This is a genomic window from Bradyrhizobium sp. USDA3010, from assembly GCF_056429065.1.
Genome location: NZ_JBWJZD010000001.1, coordinates 127,681 through 149,439 on the forward strand (window position 1 = coordinate 127,681; position 21,759 = coordinate 149,439).

Below are 21,759 nucleotides of genomic sequence, written 5' to 3' on the forward strand. Positions count from 1 at the left end.
AGATGACTTGGAATTATTCCGTCACATTGAACGATTCATCGAACGTAGGCGGATCTGCCGACGCGTCTCTGGTCTACGACCTCGAGCAGGCCCTCAACATTTGGCAGCGATATATCCTGGGCATTGGCACCATGGTGGTGTCCCTCAACATCCTGCCCACCGCCGTTGGCCGTGCCGACGGCGGACCTACCTCCAGCTACAACGTCGGCACGAATGGCGGGCTTGCGGTGTATGAGCCGTCAAGTCAGTACGAGCTGACCACCGGACAGCACGTCCCTGGAACGACAAGCGACATCACCATCAACATCGATCCTGGCTACTTCCAGTACATCGACCTCGACTATGGCCTGAGCTGGTCCAGTCAGGTGCCTGGAAACGTGATCAATCCGATCAACGTTTTTCTTCATGAGCTCATGCACGGCTTCGGCATGACGGGCTGGTACGACCAGAGCGGCCAGTTGGCCGGCGCCTACGAATCCACGTTCGACACCCTGATTCAAAAGACCGCGACCGGCGCCAACTTTGTTGGTGCGAATGCCGAGGCCGCTTACGGCGGCCCGGTGCCCCTGACCACAGACAGCACGACCCAGAACTATTACCATTTCGGCAACCAGCAATCCGACCTCTACGCCACTCCGTCGACCGTCAAGGACCCGCTCACGCTGGACTTGATGAACGGAATCGTCTTCTACGCCGATTACCAGTACGCGATCTCCAACCTGGACATCGGAGTTCTGAAGGACCTCGGATACAGCATCCGGACGACACCGGTCGTCACCGCCAGCGATCAGTCCGCCGCCCGAAATCAGGTTTATGCGGCCGCATCGTTGTTCTCGGTGAACATGGCCGCGGGCGATTCCATCACCGAATATTCCTTCTGGGACACCAATGGCAACGGTCACTGGACAGTGGGAGGAATAGTCCAGGGCACCAACACCGAGATCGACATCAGTGCGTCGCAATTGGCCCAAGCAAGTTACCAGGCCGGACCTGGTTCGGACACGCTGTGGGTGAGAGCCTTCGACGGCTATTTGTGGAGCGACTGGAAACCCTTCGTGATTTCTCCGGCTGATCATGCGCCCGTGGTCACGGCAGCAAACGTGACCGGTTCGCGCGGGCAGCTCTCGGTGGCTGAATCCTCACTGTTCTCGGCCAGTGACTCGGATGGCGACACCATCACCCAATATGCATTCTGGGACACCGAGGGCCACGGGCACTGGGCGATCAATGGTGCTACGCAAGCCACCAACGCCGAGATCGACGTCTCGGCCGCCAGCCTCTCGCAAGTGAGCTATATGTTCGGTACGGCCCCGGACACGCTCTGGGTGCGGGCCTATGACGGATATCTCTGGGGAGCATGGGTCCCGTTCACGGCCACGCCAAGTCTGGATCATGCTCCGGTGGTCAGCGCAACCGACGCGTCGGCGACCCACGGCCAGGATATCGCCGCGTCCAATCTCTTCAGCGTGACCGACGCAGATGGCGACACGATCACCGCCTATCAGCTTTGGGATTCAACGAGCGATCCCGCCAGTGGCCACTGGGTGGTCGGCGGAGTGGCGCAGGCCACCAACATCGCCATCGATGTTACGCCTGCTCAATTGACAAGCACCTCGTTTCAATCGGGCTCCGGCTCGGATGATCTGTGGGTGCGAGCCAATGACGGTACGACGTGGGGAGCCTGGAAGGAATTCCACGTCAACGCGCCGATCGACCATGCTCCCGTGGTGAGCGCGTCGGACGTGACCGCAACGCACGGTCAGGATATCGCCGCGTCAAGCCTGTTCACGGTCAGCGATGCCGACAACGACACGATCACCGCCTATCAGCTTTGGGATTCAACGAGCGATCCCGCCAGCGGCCACTGGGTGGTCGGCGGCGTGGCGCAGGCCGCCAACATCGCCATCGATGTTACGCCTGCTCAATTGACAAGCACCTCGTTTCAATCGGGCTCCGGCTCGGATGATCTGTGGGTGCGAGCCAATGACGGTATGACGTGGGGAGCCTGGAAGGAATTCCACGTCAATGCGCCGATCGACCATGCGCCCGTGGTGAGCGCGTCGGACGTGACCGCAACGCACGGTCAGGACATCGCCGCGTCAAGCCTGTTCACGGTCAGCGACGCCGACAACGATACGATCACCCACTATCAGTTTTGGGACTCGACCGCCGATCCTGCCAGCGGGCATTGGGTGGTCGGCGGCGTGGCGCAGGCCGCCAACATCGCCATCGATGTTACGCCCACCCAATTGACGAATGCCTCGTTCCAGAGCGGTTCCGGCTCCGACGACCTCTGGGTGCGCGCCTTCGACGGCATGACATGGGGCAACTGGAAGGAGTTTCACGTCAACGCGCCGGCCGACAACCTTCCGATCGTATCGGCCACCGACTTTTCAGCGAGCCACGGCCAGGATATCGCGGCCTCCACGCTGTTCTCGACCGCCGATGCGGATGGAGACACCATCGCGAACTATCAGGTGTGGGATTCGACGTCCGATCCCAGCAGCGGGCACTGGGTGGTCGCCGGAGTAGCTCAGGGCGCCAATGTCGCAATCGATGTGACTGCAGCGCAGCTCTCGAACACAAGCTTTCAGAGCGGCTCCGGTTCAGACGATCTCTGGGCGAGGGCTTACGACGGCATCGCCTGGGGGCCGTGGAAGGAATTTCACGTCACCGCACCGATTGACCATGCTCCGGTCGTCACCGCATCCGACTTCCACGCGACCGCCGACCAGAGCGTCGCCGCATCGAGCCTGTTCTCGGTCTCGGATGCCGATGGGGACAGCATGAGCCAGTATCAGGTCTGGGATTCGACGCCGTCGGCCAGCAGCGGCCACTGGAGCATCGGCGGAAATGCGCAGCCCACCAACACCGCAATCAACGTCAGTGCGGCCCAGCTCGCCAGCACGACTTTCGATGGCGGCACCGTGTCTGACGACCTCTGGGTTCGCGCCAACGACGGCATGATCTGGAGCGCCTGGCAGGAATTTCATTTCATCGTCTAAGGAGCGGGTTGCAGGAAGGCCACGATCGGCCCCTAGATGTCTGGTCCCGGAGTGTGGGATATGGCGGGAAGATCCACGATCCCGCCAAGGGGCAACACGTCCGAGCAGATAGAAACGGCTCTCATGAATAAGCGCGATCTCGAGCAGGTACCTGGGCAGGCAGGCGACGCTCCTATGCCTGAAGTTGAGTTTGCGCTGGTCCTGTCCCGGATCATCACGTCGGTCAGTACCGATCAGGATAGTTTGCGCCAGACAGTTTACGACTTGGCGCGGTACAAGCTGAGCGAACAGCTGCTTTCTTCAGGGGTGCCTGCCGGCGAGGAGGCGAAGGCCAGGAAGGCGCTGGAAGCGGCCATCCATGGCGTCGAGACCTTTTCGAGGAGTAATAATCAGCAGCTGCCGGTTCCTCTGGGCGCGGCGCCTGTGCCCTTGGCGATTTCGGACTCCACGATGGAGTACGCGAAGGACGCCACCAAGACGATATGGTCCGCCCCCGAGCCTCACGAACTTGACCGTTCTGCCTCCAAGCGCAGAGCGCGAAGCGGTTCCCTTGCGGTGATCGGTGGGGCACTGGCCGTCCTTGTGCTCACGATCGGCGGCTTGCTTGCGGCCGTCTATCGCGAGGAGATCGCGCACATGGGAAGGTCACAGATCAACAAGGCTGCCGTGGCTCCCCCAAAGCCTCCAGACCCTGTCGCCGTAGCCGAGCCGGCGAAGCCCTCGCGGTTGTTGCCCTCGGATTTTGGCGTCTACGCATTGAGCGACAACAAGCTTTTCGAATTGAATCCATTGCCGAACAAGGCCCAGGACGTGCGGGTCGCGATTTCGCCGACAATGGGAATCACCAAGCAGCCCGTTCTTCGCGATGGTAATCCCAGGTTCATCGTCTATCGGCGTGAGGCGGCCTTGAATATTCCGGAGCGCGCCGAAATCCGGATCATTGCGAAAGTTGCCCGCTCCATTTCCTACGACGCGGCCGGCAAACCGATCACGACAGCTGACGATGGGTGGTACATTCGGAACATTTCATTTCCCTATCGCGTCTCGCCGATCAAAGAGAATGCCGAGATGTACGAGATTCAGCCGGAAAGTGGCGGGGCTGCTCTGTCTCCAGGCCGTTATGGCTTGGTCCTCAAGGGACAGCTTTATGATTTTGTCGTTGGCGGCGATGTCAAGGATCCGCGCCATTGCCTTGAGCGGCTAACGGCGGCGAACGGGACCTTCGTTTCCGAATGTCATAAGCAGTGACCCGGCTTCACCGCGGTTCACGCAACTCATTCCTGCCGCTTTCATCTCGTCGTCGTGGGACGCACGTCCGATGACGACCACTTCCTCGACAATCCCACTGAAAATATCCTGCCTTGGTCAAAGCGGGCCTACCGCCGGGTCCGCATTCAGACGCCGAAGAACCCAAACTACTGGGCATCACTCGGCGATCGCAGCGTGTAGTCTGCGCGGAGTGAGACTCTCTGCTCAGAGAAAGCCCATTCGGCCGCCTTCGATCCACATGCAGGTCAGCTGCCCGGTGGCGTAGGCGCCGGTGTCGATGTTGATCCGGTTCGGTCGAATGTCGGGTGTGCGGACCGGGGTGTGTCCGTGGATGACGAGCCGCTCGAACAGCCCGTCGTGCCGCAGAAAATCGTCGCGTATCCAGCACAGATCCGTGAGCGATTGCTCACTCAGCGGCACGCCGGGTCGTACGCCGGCATGCACAAAGAATACGTCATCGAAGGCGAAGCAGGGTCTCAGGCTTCGAATGAAATTCAGGTGTGAGGCGGGCAGCGCTTCCGCGAACTCTGCCGCCAGCCGCGACTGGTCGGCCTGGCTCGGGTTGCGCGGTGGGCGGATGCCATAGGATATCAGGGTCTCCAGGCCGCCGACGGAAAGCCATGTCGGCAGGACCGTCGGAACCTGGATGAAATCCGTCAGGAACGTTTCGTGGTTGCCCAATATGAAGACGGTGTCGCAAGTCCCTTCGAGTGCCACCAGGTAGTCCAACACCTCTCGCGAATGCAGACCGCGATCGACATAGTCGCCAAGGAACACCCGAACAGAGCGCCAACAGGGCCTTCTCTTCAGGTCGGTCTCGATCTTGGCGTTAACCTCCTCAAGCAGATCCAGCCGTCCGTGGATATCTCCTACTGCGTAGAAGCGCAGCTGAGGTGAAGTGAGGAAGCCAGACGGCAGCGGTTGATCGGGCTGAGCCTGCATAGTCGCGATGCACCAATGTGACCAGCGGTTGTGGAGATACCGACAGGCATATTCGGGAGGGCTGCCGGCCCGCCACCAGTATCAGAAATATCAGAAATTCGAGCGGGGCGAGCCAAAGGTCGTCGATCTAGCGCCAAGGGCATTGTCCCAAGCGAGCCTTGCCAGAACGGCAGCGAAACACCCTGCCTGTAAACTTATGATGGTTAACGCGACCATCTGGAGCGCCGTCCAGACCCCAAGGTCCGCCAGAGTAGCAAGCGCGGTATCCGTGACCAGGGTGCGCGGGCAGCAAGGCTAGCACCTGGCAGCGGGCGTTGCCGATCAGCAAAGGCCGATCACACCAGCGAGCAACGTGACGATGGTCATCTTAACATCCGTCCAAGTCTCGGTACATCTTCGTCAAGCAAGCCCTGGTTCATCTTCGTAAAAAAGCCTGAGGCAGCCCTCCAGCGGGCGCCGAATACCGGAGCGCGGCGTATGTCCGGCATGCGAAAAGTTCAACGCAGCAGCGAAAAAATTGGTCAACAGCTGCCCTCGGAATCGTCTTTCCGAGCAGGTAGAGATACAGTAAGGTTACCGAATTCTTACTAGCGCTTCATATTTTGTGGTTGTTTTCTGTGACGAACATTGTTGAGAGGGGCGCCCTCCTCCCCCATAGCGGCTCAGAGCCCAAGCAAAACGTCATCTGGCGCTCCATGCGAGCCTCGTTGCCGGCGCGCGCGGGTCTCGCTTTTGTTTCGATCAGCATTGTCGAGTTCATCTGCGTTGCGATGACGGCTTTCGCATCGGCTTGGGTGTACCACGAACTAGCATCGACTCCCGGCTTGCGCGTGAAGGTCTATCTGCTGGCATCCTGCTTCATCGGGGCGGCGGAGGTCTGCATTGCGGCAATGGCTGGTCAATTCCTGCATCTGGAAAAGCAGCGGGAGATCCGGTTCGCTTCCGCCGGAATCGGAGCTGCGGCCACCACATTCGTCGTCCTGACCTCACTCCTGTTTATTTTCAAGCTCTCGGACGTTTATTCCCGCGGCACCTTGATCTTGCAGTTCGTGGGTTGCTCGATGACGGTCGGGTTGGTCCGGCTGGCCGCCTATCGCGCATTCCAGAACGCCGCTGAGGAAGGACTGCTTCAGAGGCAGCGCGTCGTGCTCGTCGGACGCCACGATGATTGCGAGGCTTGTGCAAGCCAGTTGAGAAAGTCGGGCGGAGGTTTCGACGTTGTTGCCTGCCCGCTCGGCTGGGACGCCGCGTCCGGGGGAGCGGCTGACTTCGATCGCGCGACCGGCGCAAAGCTCGTCGAACGGTGCAGGGTTCTGCGACCCGATAGCATCATCCTGCTCGTCGATCGAAAGCAGGAGGACGGAAGCGTCGGGATGCTGCTGTCGCTGCTGAGGCAGATCCCCGCCGACGTTTACGCGGTGCCGACGCATCGGGACATCTTCTGGGCGAACGCGCAGACGGCCGACATCGGCGGCATCGCCACCTTTGCCATCTCGCGCCGACCGCTGTCTGTGTTCGACCTCGTCGTCAAGCGGACGTTTGATATCGTGGCAGCAGCCGCGGGGCTGATCGTGTTGTCTCCCCTGCTGCTGCTCTCCTCGCTGGCCGTGAAGCTCGATTCCAGGGGACCGGTTCTCTTCGTCCAGATCCGCCACGGCTATAACAACGAAGCAATCCGCGTTCTCAAATTCAGAACGATGTATGTGTCCGACAGCGCCGAATTTCGACAAGCATCGAAGGGCGATTCGCGCGTAACCAGGATTGGTCGTATCTTCCGCAAGACCGGGATCGATGAACTGCCGCAACTCTGGAACATTCTTCGGGGTGACATGTCCGTCGTTGGGCCGCGGCCGCACGCGATCACGCACAATGAGCTCTTCACTCCGCGCATCGACAGCTTCGATCGGCGGCACACGGTCAAGCCGGGACTGACAGGGTGGGCTCAGGTCAACGGATTCAGGGGCGAGACGAATACGCTCGAGAAGATGCAGAACCGGATCGAGCACGATCTCTACTACATCGACAATTGGTCGCTGCTGCTTGATCTCAAGATCATTTTGCTGACCCTGTTTTCAGGCAAGACCTACCGCAACGCGTGGTGAGGTGTCTTCGCTCCGCCAGACCGACGGCGATTGTGCAAAGCCTGACGGGAGGGGAGCCAGGCGCCCATCCCGGACCAAGCCGAACAGATCAGTATTCGGTATAGACGCTGAGGAAAGCCGTGCCGCCATAGGGCCGGTATGCGTCGTAGAGCCCGGTGCAGGTATAACGATCCGGACAGCGGCAGAGATTGACGACCCGGCAGCCGCGGGGGCCGCAGCGCTCGACGTGGCATACATCGGCCACCGCGCGGCGCGGAGCCACGCGCTGCGGCTGCGGAATAATGGAGTAATCGGCTGCGATGGCCGCGCCCGCAGACATCGTCAGCAGGACCCCGGCGACGATCGACTTCAGCATCAGCTATTCCCCCTCAATTTTGCTGTCCAGAGTCATCATCTGGAAGCGTTCCGAAATCTAGAAGCGTTCCGAATATTCATACCGAAAATCCTTGGTCGCTGGTAGGGTACCAAGGATGGCTTCTTTCCGCTCGTGGCCGCCAATATCCATGTCGATGCAATTTCGCGTGCCATAGTAACATACTTGGACCCTAACACGATCGCTGCAGATGTTCTCGGCATAGATCCAATGATTGAACAGGCGGTCATTGTTGGGAAAGGAGCGAGATGCCGCGGCGAGCCTCAGGCAGACGGCTCCGGTCGGGCTGCGGTGCCGACGGGATGAGATATCGTCGGCTGGCGGGGGCGCGACTCCAAGCGTGGCTCCGACGCCGGATCGCTGCATCTGCGCCTGTGCATTCGCAATGGCGAGAAACTGCGCAGCCACGCAAAGTGCAAGGCAAATTCGGCCCGGCTTCCTGTGAGACAACTAATCTCCTCCACGGATGAAACTTACTGGATGCCGGCTCTGGTAGGCTCGGCAAGTCTTATACCCTCGATTCGAGTATCAGAAATGAATTCTGCCGTAATGCCGTCGGGCCGGTCCGCTCTCGTTGCTGGGCTCGCATTGCTGCTGGCAGTCCTGACGAGCGGATGCAGGGCGGACGACGTCTCCATCAACGTTGAGGGCACGCGCACGAGCATTCCCGGCGAGGAAGGGACGCTCAAGGCCGCCTCGCTCGCTGAGGCAATCGAATTCGTGCGGAAGGATGGGAAAGAGCGCACCGCGCCGGTGACGTACAGGATCAACCTGCCTGCCGAAGCCCAGATCCTGGGTCAGCCTCTTACCATTTCCGGTCCCGAACCGCCCGCGGGCTCCCGCATCATCATCCGTGGCGCGCCCGGCGGCACCAGGATATCAGGAGCGATCTTCGTACAGAACCATCTCAAGCTGTCGCGCTCCAGAGACGGACGGTACGAATACGCATTGCCGTTTTCCGAATTGCCCGGCGAAACGGCGCAGAAGCTGCTGAGGAAGCTCTCGACCATATCCCCGCGGCAATTGATGATTCGAGTCAACGGCAAGACGCGTCTGCAATCCACAAGGTGGCCCAACAGCGGCTTCCTGCCGGTGGTCGAAATCGCCGGCGATCCGCGGAGCAGCACGGCGACCATGGCGTTCGCTGATCTGCCGGACGGGGTGCGCCGCTCCCCCGACCTCTGGATCGGCGGATACCTCACCGATTCCTATCTCTTCGTGAACGCACGGGCCCTTGCCGTCGATTCGAAGGGCGTGCTGACGGATCGAAACAGGCTGAGAGCAGACGGCAAGCCTCCCGAGAGGGTGTATTTCTACAATCTGGCGACCTTTGCCCAATGCAACTCGTTTTTCTACGACGCGTCGGCGAGAACGCTGAACTTCTGCTCCGAGGAGCCGATCGAGACCCTCGAGGTGCCGGTGCTCGACACCCTGCTGGCGGTTTCCGGCTTTCATAATTTGACGGTCCGAGATGTCGTCTTCGAACTCGCCATCGAGACCGCCGTGACCGTGCGCGACAGCGTAGCGATCAATTTTTCGAACGTCATCATCCAGCTGGCGGGCGCCGATGGAATTGCCTACACGAACTCCAGTGACTCCCGGATCGATCATGCGAGCATTCGCGCCGTCGGCAGGCGCGGGGCGTGGCTGTCCGGAGGCGACCGCGCCAGCCTGACACCGGGGCGCATTTCGATCGAGGATAGCTGCATCCAGGACTTCTCCCTGGTTTACCGCACCTTTGCTCCGGCGGTGCAAATGGACGGGGTCGCAATGAGCGTGCGCCGAAGCGTCATCTTCAACGGACCGCAGTTCGGAATCCTCTATTCCGGGAACGATCACGTCATCGAAGATAACCTGCTGGCTCAGCTTCTCGCCGAAGCCGGCGATTCAGGATTCATCTACAGCGCACGCGACTTCACCAGCCAAGGCACCGTTATTCGCCGAAACGTCTTGCTTGGGACGGGCGGACGGTACTTCAACGACGCCCGGGGGATTTATCTTGATGAATTTTCGAGCGGGAATCTCGTCACCGACAACGTCATCGTGGGCATCCCTTACGGGATACTGATGAACGGCGGTAAGGATAACAAGTTACTATCAAACCTCTTCATTCTAAGTTCGCCGTCGATTTGGGGGGCCGCATTGGGATATGCATCGTGGTGGCAGGTATGGCGAAACGATCATATGCAAGTTCCAGGTGGGCTCAGTGTTCGGAATTTGTACAGCTTGCCCGTCGACAGGGAGCCTTGGACGAGCCGCTATCCCGAAATCGCCGGTTACAAGCATTCGGACCTTCTCCGGCCCGAACGAAATCTGATCGAGGGAAACAAGTTCATGGGTGCCGGGTCCATCACGGCCTTTGACGGCGATATTCCCACGGCCGAGGTCCGGAACAACAGTGCGGTCGTGTACCGGGGCAGCCTCCAGCTTCTCGAACGCATGCGCAACTGGATTGCGCCGTCGCAACTCGACGAGACCCTCGCGCTCGTCTCGTCCGAACTCGATCGCCATGGCTTGACCGAGCATATTCCATTGCGTGCGCCGGATCGGGCCGGCGCGCAGCTGCCGGGGGATCGCTTTGCAACGCTGTCCGAGTTCAAATGACCAAGAAGCGCGTTCTGATCGTCTATCGTTCTTTCTTTCCGTCGTTGTCGCATCTCGGACCCGCCACGGCGATCCGTAATCTGATGCACAACATGTCGGAAGATTATGATTTCCATCTGGTGACCCTCAACCACGATTTCACCAGTGGCGCCGCCATGTTCGAAACGCCCGTTCATCGCGAGCGGATGGGGTCTGCCACAGTGGAGTATATTCCAACGGGGCTAACCGGCCTGCGCATTCTCTTCGACCGCGTCAGGGAGGACTTCGACGTCGTCGACATTCAGTGCGCCTTCGATCCGCTGGTCGCGATTCCAACTCTCATCCTGAAGCGCCTGGGATTTCTGAGGGGCAAGCGCGTCTTCCACACGCCGCACGGTATCTTCATGGATGTGATCATGTCCGCGTCCGCCCTGAAGAAGCGGCTGTTCTGCCGCCTGGCCGATTTGACCGGCCTCTATCGCGGGGTCGTTCACCTCGCGGGGTCTCCCGCGGAAGAGCACGATATCCGCCGCAACCACCTCCGCTCCCAGGAGGTGCTGATGGTTTCGCAATTCGTAGAGAGCGGAGCGCCTCGACCGACCAAGCGAGAAAAGCCACCGGGACAGCTCAGAATGGCGATGGTTGGCCGCGTGACGGTCCAAAAGAACGTCACCTTTGCGCTCGACGTGGTACGCCGCCTCACCGTCGCGTCCTCGCTCGATATCTTCGGCGAGGTTGATGACAGTTCTTATGCGCAACAATGCGTTGAGATGGCGCGAGCCGGGACCGGACAGTGCGACGTGACGTTCAAGGGAAACCTGCCCAAGGACGAACTGTTCGCGCAGCTGGCGGATTATGACGTCCTCCTGCATCCGACGCTGGGGGAGAATTTCGGTCATTCGATCGTGGAGGCATTGACGCTCGGGCTACCGGTGCTGATCAGCGACAGGAGCCCCTGGACAGACGTCGCGGCGAGCAACGCGGGCTGGGCACTGGCGCTTTCAGAACCGGAATCCTTCGTCGAGAAACTCGAGGCGATTCACGCGATGGGACCGAAGGAGTGGACCGCGCTGAGCGAGGGGGCCCTTCGCTACAGCCGGGCAACCTTCGACGGCCAGGCAACGTCCGAGCGATATCGACAGGCGTACGGTTGAGTTCCGGGTCGTGTGCTTGAGGAAGAGGAATTCCGAAAAATGCAATTGATCACCATCCAGAAGGGTGTGTTTTGCGCGCTTCGTCCGTCGCTGTGGCGGCTATTGAGCATGCGGATAGCTCCCGCCATCGAGCACAGGGAGGCTCTGTCGCGCCTTTCCTTTCAGACAGTCGTGGATGTCGGCGCGAACAGGGGGCAATTCGCAGTGATGGCGCGGCGGCTGTTTCCGCAGGCGCAGGTCTACTCCTTCGAGCCTCTGCCGGAGCCGGCCGCCCGTTTCACCGAGGCTCTCGGCAGGGATGACAGGGTCCGGCTCTTCCCCTGCGCCATCGGGCCGACCTCCGGATCGGCCAAGATCTACGTCACGAGCAAGGACGATTCTTCTTCGCTCCTGAAACCGGGATCCGCCCAACGCGAAATATTCGGGGAACAGACCGCGCGAATGGATGAGGTAGCCGTTCGCCGGCTGTCGGACTGTCTGGAAGCGGGAGCCATCCGGGGGCCGGCGCTCCTGAAGGTGGACGTTCAGGGCGGTGAGTTGGACGTCCTGGAGGGATCTGCCGATCTCATTAACCAATTCGAAGCTCTGTACATCGAGTGCTCGTTTATCCATCTCTATGAGGGCCAACCGCTGTTCGGCGATATCTCGCGCTGGACGGAGGCACATGGATTTCGGCTGGGAGGGGTATATAATCAGTATGTTGATCCGCAGCATGGCCCGGTGCAGGCGGATTTTCTTTTCCTCAAGACTGCCCCCGCTGGGGCCGGCCCGCGATGAGACTACCGGTCTTCGTCACAGAGAATCTCGCGATTCTGCGCAACCTCGCAAAGGGGGGCGCATTCAACGCGGCAGGGCTCGGCTTCGCTTTCTATGTGATTGCAATCTGCTATCCCGGCATCAAGGCGACGCCGGCCCAGCTGATGGATTTGCGCAACGGCCTTACCACTCAGGCTGATGTTGGAGGGTTCAGCCTATTCATCGCGGTACCCGCGCTCTTGCTGGGCTTGTTGGTATTCGCCCGTCACGGTGCGTACGCGGCAATCCGCCGATCGCAGCCGATTCTGATCTTCCTCCTGATCTACTCCGGCCTGATCGTTCTCGCGTCGGTCGCTGCAGCCGAATTCATCGAGTCGTCAGGGCAAATTGTCCAGTACGTCGTCACGCTGGGAGCATTCCTGCTTTGTCTCTGCTTTTGGCGGGCGCCTGCGCAGAGCGTGGACGACGCGCTCGCGATGGGATTTCTGGCGCTGGCCGCATCCCTCAGCGCCGCCGCGATTGTTCAGGGATTTCACGAGTATCGATGGGTCGGTCTGATCCACCCTAATCACTATGCCAGATACGCCTATATTGCGTTGGTGCTCCACTCTTTGGTGGTCAAGCGTGTGAGCTTACCTGTATTTGTGATTTGCTTCGGCGCAACTTACGTAGTCAGTGCGCGAACCATCATGATAGGCACGCTCTTATTTTACCTTGGGTATCTCGCCTTTGCGAACTACCGAGCGCTCTTCAGTCGCGCGCAGCAAATCATGAACGTTCGCATGTTCGCAGCCTTCATGATGACGCTCCCGGTCGCGCTTGTGATCTTGCCCTTCTTTACCGACACCGACCGGCTGATTGACAAGGTCACGAACGATCTGGCGCTATTCGATCCCAATCGAGGAATTCTTTCGGGATTCACCGGTCGCACCGAATCGTGGAACACGTTCTTCGAGACGATCGACCAGTATGTGTTCTTCGGATACGGCTTCCGTTCCAGCCGATACAATCTGCACGCGGTCCATAGCGGCATCTTATCTTACTTCATGGACTTCGGCCTGCTGCTCGGTGGCCTCTTACTGCTCGTTGTCGCCGGCCGCGGGCTCTATCTGGTCTGGATCGGCTCGAAGCACAGTGATCGCAGGACGTTGCTCTGCGGGCTGGCGGTCCTGTCCACGCTGCTGATCCAGTGGTTTGAGCCGGACAATTTCAATATCGGTTTTATAGGTTCTTTCTTCTTCATGCTCTTTCTGGCGTACACGCCTTCGGCAAGACGGCGGTACGCGTCGACTCCACTGCGTCATGCGAGGTTGCCGCAAGGGCAGCCATCACTACAGCCTGCGGCCGATGTCTCTTGATCATCAGCGCAGTTCAATGTCGGATCCCTTCATATGCCGCTAGATCATTTGCAGTCCTGCAAGGAAATTGTTCGCCACGTATTGTTCCGCCTTGGTGCGGACGAAATCATCAATATTGCGAGGCGCGTGCGTGGTCGTGATACGAGCCACATGCGCAAGGCTCAGCTGGATGAGGTATTTTCAGACATCTACGTAAACGGAACCTGGATCGAAAATGCGGAGCAGGTGAGTCTCTCGGGCCTCGGTTCTTCGCCGATGGCTACCGACACATTGACCCGTCAGCTCTCACAGTTCCTGCGAGATGTCGGATGCACTGGGCTTGTCGATATAGGCTGTGGCGACTTTAACTGGATGTCTCGAGTTGCCGGCGAGTTCGATTACCTCGGTATCGACATTGTCCCGTCGTTGACCGCTTCTCATAACGAGATCCACGCAAATTCCAGGAGGCGCTTTGCCTGCATGGATGCAACGAAGCAACCCCTCGAACGCTGGGGCGACGTCGTGATATGCCGTGAAGTGCTTTTCCACCTCTCGTTCAAAAATGCTCTTGCGCTCCTTAACAACATAAAGACCGCCGGCTTCAAGTACGTCCTGCTGACGAGCGACAGTTCCGTGTGGTTCAATTCCGATATTCGGGACGGAGACTTCCGGAGAATCAACCTGATGCGGTCTCCATTCGAACTTCCTGCTCCGAAGTTCGAGCTGAGGGACGATGGGGTTTCGGGCGGGCGAATACTCGCCGTATGGGATGCCGGTGCCCTGAATTCGATTTCCGGTTACTGAGTGATGTCCGTTCGTCAAAACCTAATATCGCCGTCACCGGCCGTGGCCGTTTCCATAGTTTTAGGAGCGCATTGAAATGTTGAAGGCGGGCATTCAAGTTTTGTTATTCTTCGTACCTTGGTCACTTCGGCGCTGGGCCTTGAATAATCTCTTCGGTTTTTCGATTGATGCGAACTCTCGCATTGGCCTTTCGATTGTCCTTGCTGATGAGGCTTCCTTAGCGAAGGGAGCCTCCGTCGGTCATTTCAACTACGTCGGACGTCTTGACAGCCTCGAAATGCATGATGGAGCGATGATTGGGAATTTCAACTGGATCACCGGGCTTTCCCGAAAGTTGAACTCTCCATTCTTCAAGAAGAACCCAGGGCGGCGATCGGAGCTGCTGATGAAGCGTGCGAGCCTGATCGCACACCAGCACTATATCGATTGCTCCGATCGAATCGAATTCGGCATGTACAGCGGACTTGCAGGAGTTCGCTCGCAATTGGTCACGCACGGCATCGAGCCGCTGTCGTGTAGGCAGACTTGCTCACCAATTATCGTCGGCGACTATACGATGGTTGGATCAGGCTGTCTTATTACGAAGGGCGTCAAGATTCCCAACTGCTGTTTGGTCAGCGCCGGCTCGGTTGTGAGTCATCTAAAGCCGGAATCTTACTCGCTCATTGCGGGAAATCCCGCGGTTCATGTTCGCAAGGTACCAGAAACAGCAAAGTTTTTCTCGCGCACAGACGCAATCATCTATTGATTTGCAAACTTGGGCTGCAACGCATGCGCTGGTCGATATGAAGCCGATATTGTTATCGACGCTTGCGGGGTGGCTCGCGAGGTTGCTCGCAATTCTGTTGAATCTGGTGGGCACTCCGATGGTCCTCGACAGGCTGGGACCATCGCGGTTCGGTCTGCTCCTTGTTATTTTAAGCATCAGTTCGTGGATCGGGTTTGCCAATGTCGGCATGGGGCGAGTGATCGCAAATGTCGTCGCTCGAACTCGCCGGAGCGCAAGTGCCTTCAAGACCGAAACCGTGTCGCTTGCTGCGGTGCTCGCAGCAGGTCTCAATCTCATGTTATTTGGAATTGCAGCAGTTGCCCTGATGATTTTCATGTGGCTGGTGCCGCTGAATGAGGTGATTCTCGCAAACTACGGCGAGTTTATTGCAACGATTCTGGTCGTGTTTTTCGGCTTGGCCCTGTGGTTCTTCCTCTCGATCTTTGAGGGAATAGATGCAGGGCACCATCAGTTGCATCGACTCTATCTGTTCCAGCTGGCGAGTTATGTACTGTCGTTCGTGTTGCTGCTGTTTGTATTTCCAACCCATCCGTCGATCGTCTTCGCCGCTGTCCTTCTCAGTCTCGGTTTTTTACCGGGTTCAGTCTTCCATGCGCTGGACGTCGTTCGCCGGAACCGGAATCTGTTTTCAAGCGACTGGAGGTGGAAGCCCCGGATCGCCCGGCGCCTACTGTTGAGCTCGCTCGACTTCACCATCATTAGCCTCGGGATAGGAATTTTATATCAACTTGCAACCGGGCTCTTCGGTTTCATGGCGGGCCCAGACGCTGTCATCGAACTCGGAATATTTATGCGGTTGATGCAGTCCTATGGAGGGCTCGTCATCGCCTTTACGTATCCCTTGTCAAATATCGTCGCGACAAAGCTCAAGATGCGGGACGATTTGTCGGCCACGCGGATCGTGCGCCTCAGTGGGATCATGCTGCTGGCAGGATCTTGCCTGGCAGGAACGGGCTTCTGGCTGTTCGGTAATTTTGCGCTGTCAATCTGGCTGCGTACGACGATCGAACTTGATCATCTGTTCTTGACGGGCGCATCGCTGCTCATCGTTCTGAGCGCCTTGCAGTTCTTCTTCTCCGCCTTGCTGATCGGTACGTCCAATATCAGGGAAGCAGCGAGGCTGCAGGTATGGCAGTCGTTAATCTATGTGCCGATTGCTTGCGTTTTCTTCAAGATCTGGGGCCAGGAGGGCGTTCTGCTCGCCATGGATGCTGTGATGTGTGTGGGTGTTGCTATCATGATCAGATTTGTTCGGGGCCACTCCGTGCTCAGGGCAGCGTTCACGTGATTGCAACTGGCGGGGCAGGAAGCGTCCACTACGATTTTTGATGATCGCCATCCTGCAAGTAGCTCTCCCGGGATGTGCTGATCGGACGGGGCGAACGTCACGTCGCTTTGCGCGTTTCAGCGAACGACCACAGACGTCCCCGGAATATGAGCGTCGATACCCTTGCGCGCGAGTTGGACTGCAAACAGCTGCCGGTTCCTGATTGGGACCCCGCCCATCCGACTCACCAGTTCGGCTTGGTGAGGTCGGGCCGCGCCAAGGAATATCTCGATCGCCTCCGCATACAACTCGCTTCGCAGAAGCAAGCAGAACTCGTCTATCACCTTGGATTGAAGTGCCTCTGAAAGGGCAGGAAAGATGGCGAAGGCTGCGCGGTTTCTGGGAATCGCGAGCCAGCCCTCGTTAGGACCGACCTGGTACGACATGTCGAGGTAGCGAAGGTATTCCTGTCGGAATCCCACGCGAAGGCTTTCGATCTGAAACAGCGAAAACCATAGATACGGATCGGAGGGCAAGCATGACAGCGCTTCCACGACGATGTTTCTGCTGCGCTCGAGGCGGGCGTCCGTTTCCGATGATGCGTCGAACTGCCCCCGGACAATCGCCAGATCTACGACAGCCGTATCGTGGGCCGCGGTGGCATTGCAGCGGACCGGGCTACCAGCCTCGCGATAAAGCCGGAGTTTCTCTTCCAGCCGGTCGACCGGGAAGGTCTCCCCGCGAACAATGCGGTTCGCGAATTGCTCCAGTGGCAGTTGTCGCCAAAAGGTCGGCAACGTGATGGCTGACCAAGCCACCCCGCCCAGTCCCAAGACGGCCGCAAGCAGACACGTGATGCCAGTCGCGGCTGCACCGGTGAGATCGCCGCTCCTCAACGATCTAGCTCGGCTGTGAGTACTTGGGATCGTAGTAGTAGCTCGTCCCGTATCCCTCGTATCGCTTCAAAAGATTCGTGTCGGCCTTGTTCATGACCACGCCAAGCAGATTTTCACGAACCGGCCGGGCGTTCGCCAATGCCCGCTCGAGGACATCGATATTGGTCTTGCCCCATTCGAGCACCAGGAGATAGGTGGGAATGAAATGTCCGGTGGCGCGGACATCGATCACCGGCGCCAGCGGAGAGAGGTCGATGATGATGTAGTCATACATGCTGCTGAAGCGCTCGATGAGCGCTCGCATGCCTTCGGATGCGAGGATCTCGCTGGTGTGTGCGATCGGCGTATGGATCACCGCGGGCAGGAAATCCAGGCCGGTTGTACTCTCCCGAAGAACGACGTCTTCGAACTTGCGTTGCCCCAGGACAACCTCGACGAGGCCGGCGGCGGCGTTTGGCGCCATCAGCTTCGTGAGCGACGGATTGCGAAGATCCGCGTCGATCAGGATGACCTTGTGCCCGGACTGCGCGCTGAGCAGCGCAAGGCCCGCGGCAGTGGTTGATTTGCCCTCGCCGGGGAGCGCCGAGGAGAGGCCCACGACGCGGCCGCTGCGTAGTCGACTATTGAGGTCTATCGCGGACTTTATCGATCGGATGCCTTCGGCGTATCTGGAGAACGGCGAGCTTACGACGGCCCAGAAAGCTCCAGCGTCGGCTTGCATCTCATGCGGTGACGGAGGGGTGTCGTTGGGCTGGAGAGCGGGCGCCGGAAGAACCGGAAGGGTTGCGAGGCAATCAGCTCCCAGCAACCGCTCGACCTGATCGCTGGTGCGTACCACGCGATCGGACAGGTCCCTCATAAGGCCGATGCCGAAGCCCAGCATCAGGCCGCCGGCGCACGCCATAGAGAGAACGAGAATGGTCTTGGGACTGCTGCGCTTGGACGGCCTGCCCGCGCTCGATATGATGCGGGCCTCCGTGATCGGGAACGATTGCTGCTGAATGGATTCAGTATAGCGCTGCAGGAAGGTCTCGTACATCGAGCGGTAGGTCTGGGAGTTGCTCTCAAGCTCCTTCAGCTGGACCTGGGCCTGGCCACCGATTTGAGAGCGGGCGACCGCGGCATCGAGCGCGCGTTGTGCTTCATCCTCGCGCTGCTTGGCGATCTCGTAGTCGCTCTTGTAGGTCTCGGCGAGGCGACCGAGCTCGGCGGTAATCGACTTGGCGATCTCGCGCATCTGGTTACGCAGGTTGACTGCCGCCAGATGGTTCACCCCATAGCGGGCTGACAGGTCGGCTTCCCGGTTGGCGATATCGAGGTATTGCGTCCTCAGTTTGCTCACGACGTCGCTTCGCAGAGTGTCCGTTACCGTTGCGTCGCGAACGTCCGATTTCATGACCTGCTCGATGCGATCGAGGCGTGCACGCGCGTCCGCGGTGACCGTCCGTGCTGCGAGTAGCTGGCTGTTGATCTCTGCGACCTGCTGTTCAGAAATCGACCGTCCGCCGGCATCGACGATGTTGTTCTTGCTTTTGAAGTCGACGATCGAGCGATCGGCGGAGATCGCCTGCTGCTTCAGCTCCTGGATACGGCTGGAAAGCCAGTCGCCCGCACGGCGGGCCGACTGATACTTGGCGTCGAGCTGATCGTTGATGTAGGCCTCGGCGACGGCATTGGCCACCTGGGCAGCCCGCCCCGGCAGGGCAGAGCGATACGCTATCTCGATCACGTAGGTAACGCCTACGCGCTTCGCTGAGAGATTGTTCGAGAACTCGCGCAGGGCGCGTCGCTCGATCTCGTCCTGGGACTCATCGCCGGGTTCGAAGAGCTGGTAGAAATAGTAGAGGAGATTGCCGACGAAGCCTCCGCCATAACGGGAGAATTCGGGCTCTTGCGCCAGATGCAGGTCGCGGATCACCGATCGCGCAATGTTGTCGGACTTGATCAGCTCGAGCTGACTGTCCACGGCAGGCGAGTCCACAGGGACTTCGGTAAAGAGGGAGTTCTGGGACGTGTAGGGCTGAAGCTTTCGCGTGTCGATGATAATCGTCGCCTGCGCGGTATAGGTCGATCGGACCACCACGAGATAAGCGGCCCCCAAAGCGAGGGTGATCAGCATCGTGACCAGAAAGATCGGATACTGGCGGCGAGCGAAACCGAGGGCAGCCGCGAACATCTGATCGGGCGACACGTAGTCCGCGCGTTCGATCTCGCGTTCCTCGGGCTTCAGAAGCTGGAGCATTTTGGGATCATTGTGATGCGGCAAGCCAAGACGGCCGCCTGTTTCGCAAGCAGTCGCTCATTCCGGCCTGAGCCGGCAACGTAGCCAATGCCGGATTTCCCCGGCATTGCTCTCACGGACTTACTGAACTCGAAACGGTGCCGGAGTTCGCGAACGTATTGCCCAAGCCGCTAACGCTCGACGTGTAACTGAACAGCGGCGTGTTGGTGCCGCTTCCGCCGATCGGCTGCGCACCGCCGCCGCCGCCCGCGCCGAACTGGAGCGGATTGGTCTGACCTCCGCCAGCACCACCGCCACCACCGCCGCCGCCTGCGGCTCCGATCGGTCGGTCGCCTGCGCCGGCTGCGAAGGCCAGAACGACGTCCTGATCCTTGGTGTTGAGAATCGCCTGTTGGATTTCTGTGGCAAGACCGGGGTTGGTTCGGACGATGACCTTGGCAGCCTGCGCCAGGCCGGCGCCGATTGCCGCCTTCTGGTCCTTGTTGGCATTCGCGATCAAATTGATGATCGGCTGAAGTGTGGCTGCGTCACCCGAGACCAGTTCGCGAATGGCACTGACGAGCTCGGCGCCGCCGGTGGGATTCTTGGCGAGAAGCTCAGCCGGGTTGCTCAGGAATTGAGTAGTGGCTTGCGACGAACGCTGGGCCGACGCTGGTGTCGGGACCTGAGCGGTTACGCACATTGCGAGAATTGCCAATGCTGCAACGCCAGTGATTTGTTGCTTAAAAGCGATTTGGAACATACCATGAACCTTTCCGAAAATATAACGATATCTTAACCGCATAGCGCCGCGACATCAACGTCAGTCGAGGCTTTCCGGAGTTTGGTTCACTTCAAAGTTAACCGGCTCATCCTCTGCCACTGGCCTCTGCGTTTGCGCGAGAGCCGCACCGAGCAGAACAATCACGGTACCGGCGTAAGCAGGGATCTGCAGGGAAAAATCAATCAGGGAGTGTAACACGGCGACCGTTGAGACGGCCAGGGCGGCGCGCGGCAGGGTACGGGAGCGTTTAGGGTCCAGGCAGGCACGCAGCAGGATCGCCATTGCGCCGATCCAAGCCAGCACGACGATGCCCGCCAGGACCAGGCCGCCTTCTGCCGCAATCTCAAGGGGGACGTTATGGGCCCGATCCCACACGCCCCAGCCTGAAATCTGGCTGCTCCGATAGGCGGCGAAGCTCCAGCGAAATGAGCCCAAACCGCTCCCGAGCCACGGAAAATCCGAAATCATGCGCAGGACCGAGGCCACGACGCTGGCGCGTCCACCACCGGTTGTGCCTTCCGTTTCCAGTCGTTCGCCCAACCCGCTGTCGAAGATCTGGTAGATCGCCAGGATGACGACGACGGCACCGCCAAAGGCCAGCCATTTGCGAAGCCTGGGCGACATTTCCGATCTGAAATTCAGCCCAAAGGCCACGAGCAGGCCGGCGAAGCTGCACGCCACACCCGCACGAGAGCCAGTCAGGACCAGTGCCAGCAAGCAAATGCAAAAAAAGCTGCCCGGCAGCGCAAGGACACGCCAATTGACGAGGGTCGGCGACGGGCGGCGGCGTTTGCCGGAACGGCGTTTCCTGCGCAGATTGAGGCGCCGGAACGTGAGCAGCAACCAGACAATGGCGATCGACCCGAAATAGACCGCCGCCGCATTGCGGTTCGTGAACGTCCCGGTGAGATTGCCGGCATAGGCGATCTTCTCTTGCCACAGCACCAGGTTGGGTTCGAGCGCGTAGGAACAAATCGCGTAAACGGCATAGAGGCCGCCCGCCCAAGCGATCGTGCGGAACAGGCGGCGCGAGAGTGTCTCGTCGGCGCCGCATATGTAGCCCCCGGTGAACAGCAGCAGGTTCAGAAGCGGCGTGCCGATCGCGAGATAAGGCTGCACCCTGGCGATCGACGCGCTCGCCTCCAGGGGCATTCCCAGAATCTCGCTGGCCAGGGCCCAGATCGGATGGACCAGGGGATCGGACGGCGCTCGAGCCACGACCTGAAGGTAGAGGATGGTCGCATAGCTCGCGACGCCGACGGCAATGATGGCTGCAAGAAAAAGCGGTGAAGCAATCGCCGGCGGTCGCAGGGCAAGCCCGACCACCGCTATGCCCACCAAGCCGCACCAAAGCGAAATGGCGACGGAGGACACTGATGCAAACGGGAAAGGCAAAACGGCCACGGCCGCGAACAGCAGCGCAGCAAACACATCCGAGGTCTGCCGCGGTTTCAGGGCGACCACCGCCGTCTGCAA

16 protein-coding genes and 1 pseudogene are annotated in these 21,759 nt (G+C 59.5%); 11 read left to right on the plus strand and 6 right to left on the minus strand.

From position 1 onward, the window contains the following. Positions 1 to 2: 2 nt before the first annotated feature. The 3 genes and pseudogenes from AC066Y_RS00540 to AC066Y_RS00550 form a co-directional block, all read left to right on the plus strand. A complete protein-coding gene (locus AC066Y_RS00540; protein WP_478272199.1) occupies positions 3 to 3,005 on the plus strand; it encodes a hypothetical protein in 3,003 nt (1,000 codons plus the stop codon). A 123-nt stretch (positions 3,006 to 3,128) separates the two neighbouring features. Then, positions 3,129 to 4,253 carry a hypothetical protein gene (locus AC066Y_RS00545; RefSeq protein ID WP_478272200.1) on the plus strand — a complete coding sequence of 375 codons (1,125 nt, stop codon included), beginning with the start codon at positions 3,129 to 3,131 and terminating at the stop codon, positions 4,251 to 4,253. A gap of 33 nt (positions 4,254 to 4,286) precedes the next feature. After that, a pseudogene (locus AC066Y_RS00550) lies at positions 4,287 to 4,454 on the plus strand (transglutaminase-like cysteine peptidase); the annotation flags it as partial. Positions 4,455 to 4,478: 24 nt separating this feature from the next. Here the strand turns inward: AC066Y_RS00550 and AC066Y_RS00555 are convergent. Then, entirely contained in the window at positions 4,479 to 5,216 is a 738-nt protein-coding gene (locus tag AC066Y_RS00555; RefSeq protein WP_478272201.1) for a metallophosphoesterase family protein, read from the minus strand. Between the two features lie 617 nt (positions 5,217 to 5,833). Here AC066Y_RS00555 and AC066Y_RS00560 point away from each other — a divergent pair. Next, positions 5,834 to 7,318: an exopolysaccharide biosynthesis polyprenyl glycosylphosphotransferase gene (locus tag AC066Y_RS00560; RefSeq protein ID WP_478272202.1), complete on the plus strand. Its 1,485-nt coding sequence runs from the start codon at positions 5,834 to 5,836 to the stop codon at positions 7,316 to 7,318. Positions 7,319 to 7,406: 88 nt separating this feature from the next. Here the strand turns inward: AC066Y_RS00560 and AC066Y_RS00565 are convergent, their stop codons facing one another. Further along, positions 7,407 to 7,673 carry a hypothetical protein gene (locus AC066Y_RS00565; protein ID WP_478272203.1) on the minus strand — a complete coding sequence of 89 codons (267 nt, stop codon included), beginning with the start codon at positions 7,671 to 7,673 and terminating at the stop codon, positions 7,407 to 7,409. A 552-nt stretch (positions 7,674 to 8,225) separates the two neighbouring features. On the opposite strand from AC066Y_RS00565, the gene AC066Y_RS00570 reads away from it, so the two are divergent. The 7 genes from AC066Y_RS00570 (at position 8,226) to AC066Y_RS00600 (ending at position 16,403) form a co-directional block, all read left to right on the plus strand. After that, entirely contained in the window at positions 8,226 to 10,295 is a 2,070-nt protein-coding gene (locus AC066Y_RS00570; RefSeq protein WP_478272204.1) for a right-handed parallel beta-helix repeat-containing protein, read from the plus strand. Continuing rightward, positions 10,292 to 11,428 carry a glycosyltransferase family 4 protein gene (locus AC066Y_RS00575; protein WP_478272205.1) on the plus strand — a complete coding sequence of 379 codons (1,137 nt, stop codon included), beginning with the start codon at positions 10,292 to 10,294 and terminating at the stop codon, positions 11,426 to 11,428. The genes AC066Y_RS00570 and AC066Y_RS00575 overlap by 4 nt, the downstream gene beginning before the upstream one ends. 39 nt (positions 11,429 to 11,467) lie before the next feature. After that, entirely contained in the window at positions 11,468 to 12,205 is a 738-nt protein-coding gene (locus AC066Y_RS00580; RefSeq protein WP_478272206.1) for an FkbM family methyltransferase, read from the plus strand. After that, the gene (locus AC066Y_RS00585; protein ID WP_478272207.1) at positions 12,202 to 13,542 is read left to right on the plus strand and encodes an O-antigen ligase family protein; all 1,341 of its coding nucleotides are present in this window, start codon (positions 12,202 to 12,204) and stop codon (positions 13,540 to 13,542) included. The genes AC066Y_RS00580 and AC066Y_RS00585 overlap by 4 nt, the downstream gene beginning before the upstream one ends. A 33-nt stretch (positions 13,543 to 13,575) precedes the next feature. Continuing rightward, complete coding sequence (locus tag AC066Y_RS00590) at positions 13,576 to 14,325, plus strand: methyltransferase domain-containing protein (protein WP_478272208.1); 750 nt, start codon at positions 13,576 to 13,578, stop codon at positions 14,323 to 14,325. Positions 14,326 to 14,401: 76 nt separating this feature from the next. After that, entirely contained in the window at positions 14,402 to 15,073 is a 672-nt protein-coding gene (locus AC066Y_RS00595) for an acyltransferase (protein ID WP_478272209.1), read from the plus strand. Further along, entirely contained in the window at positions 15,012 to 16,403 is a 1,392-nt protein-coding gene (locus tag AC066Y_RS00600; RefSeq protein WP_478272210.1) for a lipopolysaccharide biosynthesis protein, read from the plus strand. Before AC066Y_RS00595 ends, AC066Y_RS00600 begins: the two co-directional genes overlap by 62 nt. A gap of 116 nt (positions 16,404 to 16,519) precedes the next feature. Here the strand turns inward: AC066Y_RS00600 and AC066Y_RS00605 are convergent, their stop codons facing one another. From AC066Y_RS00605 to AC066Y_RS00620, 4 genes are all read right to left on the minus strand, one after another. Then, positions 16,520 to 17,200 carry a hypothetical protein gene (locus AC066Y_RS00605; protein WP_478272211.1) on the minus strand — a complete coding sequence of 227 codons (681 nt, stop codon included), beginning with the start codon at positions 17,198 to 17,200 and terminating at the stop codon, positions 16,520 to 16,522. Between the two features lie 82 nt (positions 17,201 to 17,282). After that, positions 17,283 to 19,520 (minus strand): polysaccharide biosynthesis tyrosine autokinase, encoded by a 2,238-nt coding sequence (locus AC066Y_RS00610; RefSeq protein WP_478272212.1) that lies wholly within the window; start codon positions 19,518 to 19,520, stop codon positions 17,283 to 17,285. Between the two features lie 112 nt (positions 19,521 to 19,632). After that, positions 19,633 to 20,262, minus strand: coding sequence for a hypothetical protein (locus AC066Y_RS00615; protein WP_092123381.1), 630 nt, complete (start codon positions 20,260 to 20,262; stop codon positions 19,633 to 19,635). Between the two features lie 60 nt (positions 20,263 to 20,322). After that, complete coding sequence (locus AC066Y_RS00620; RefSeq protein ID WP_478272213.1) at positions 20,323 to 21,759, minus strand: O-antigen ligase family protein; 1,437 nt, start codon at positions 21,757 to 21,759, stop codon at positions 20,323 to 20,325.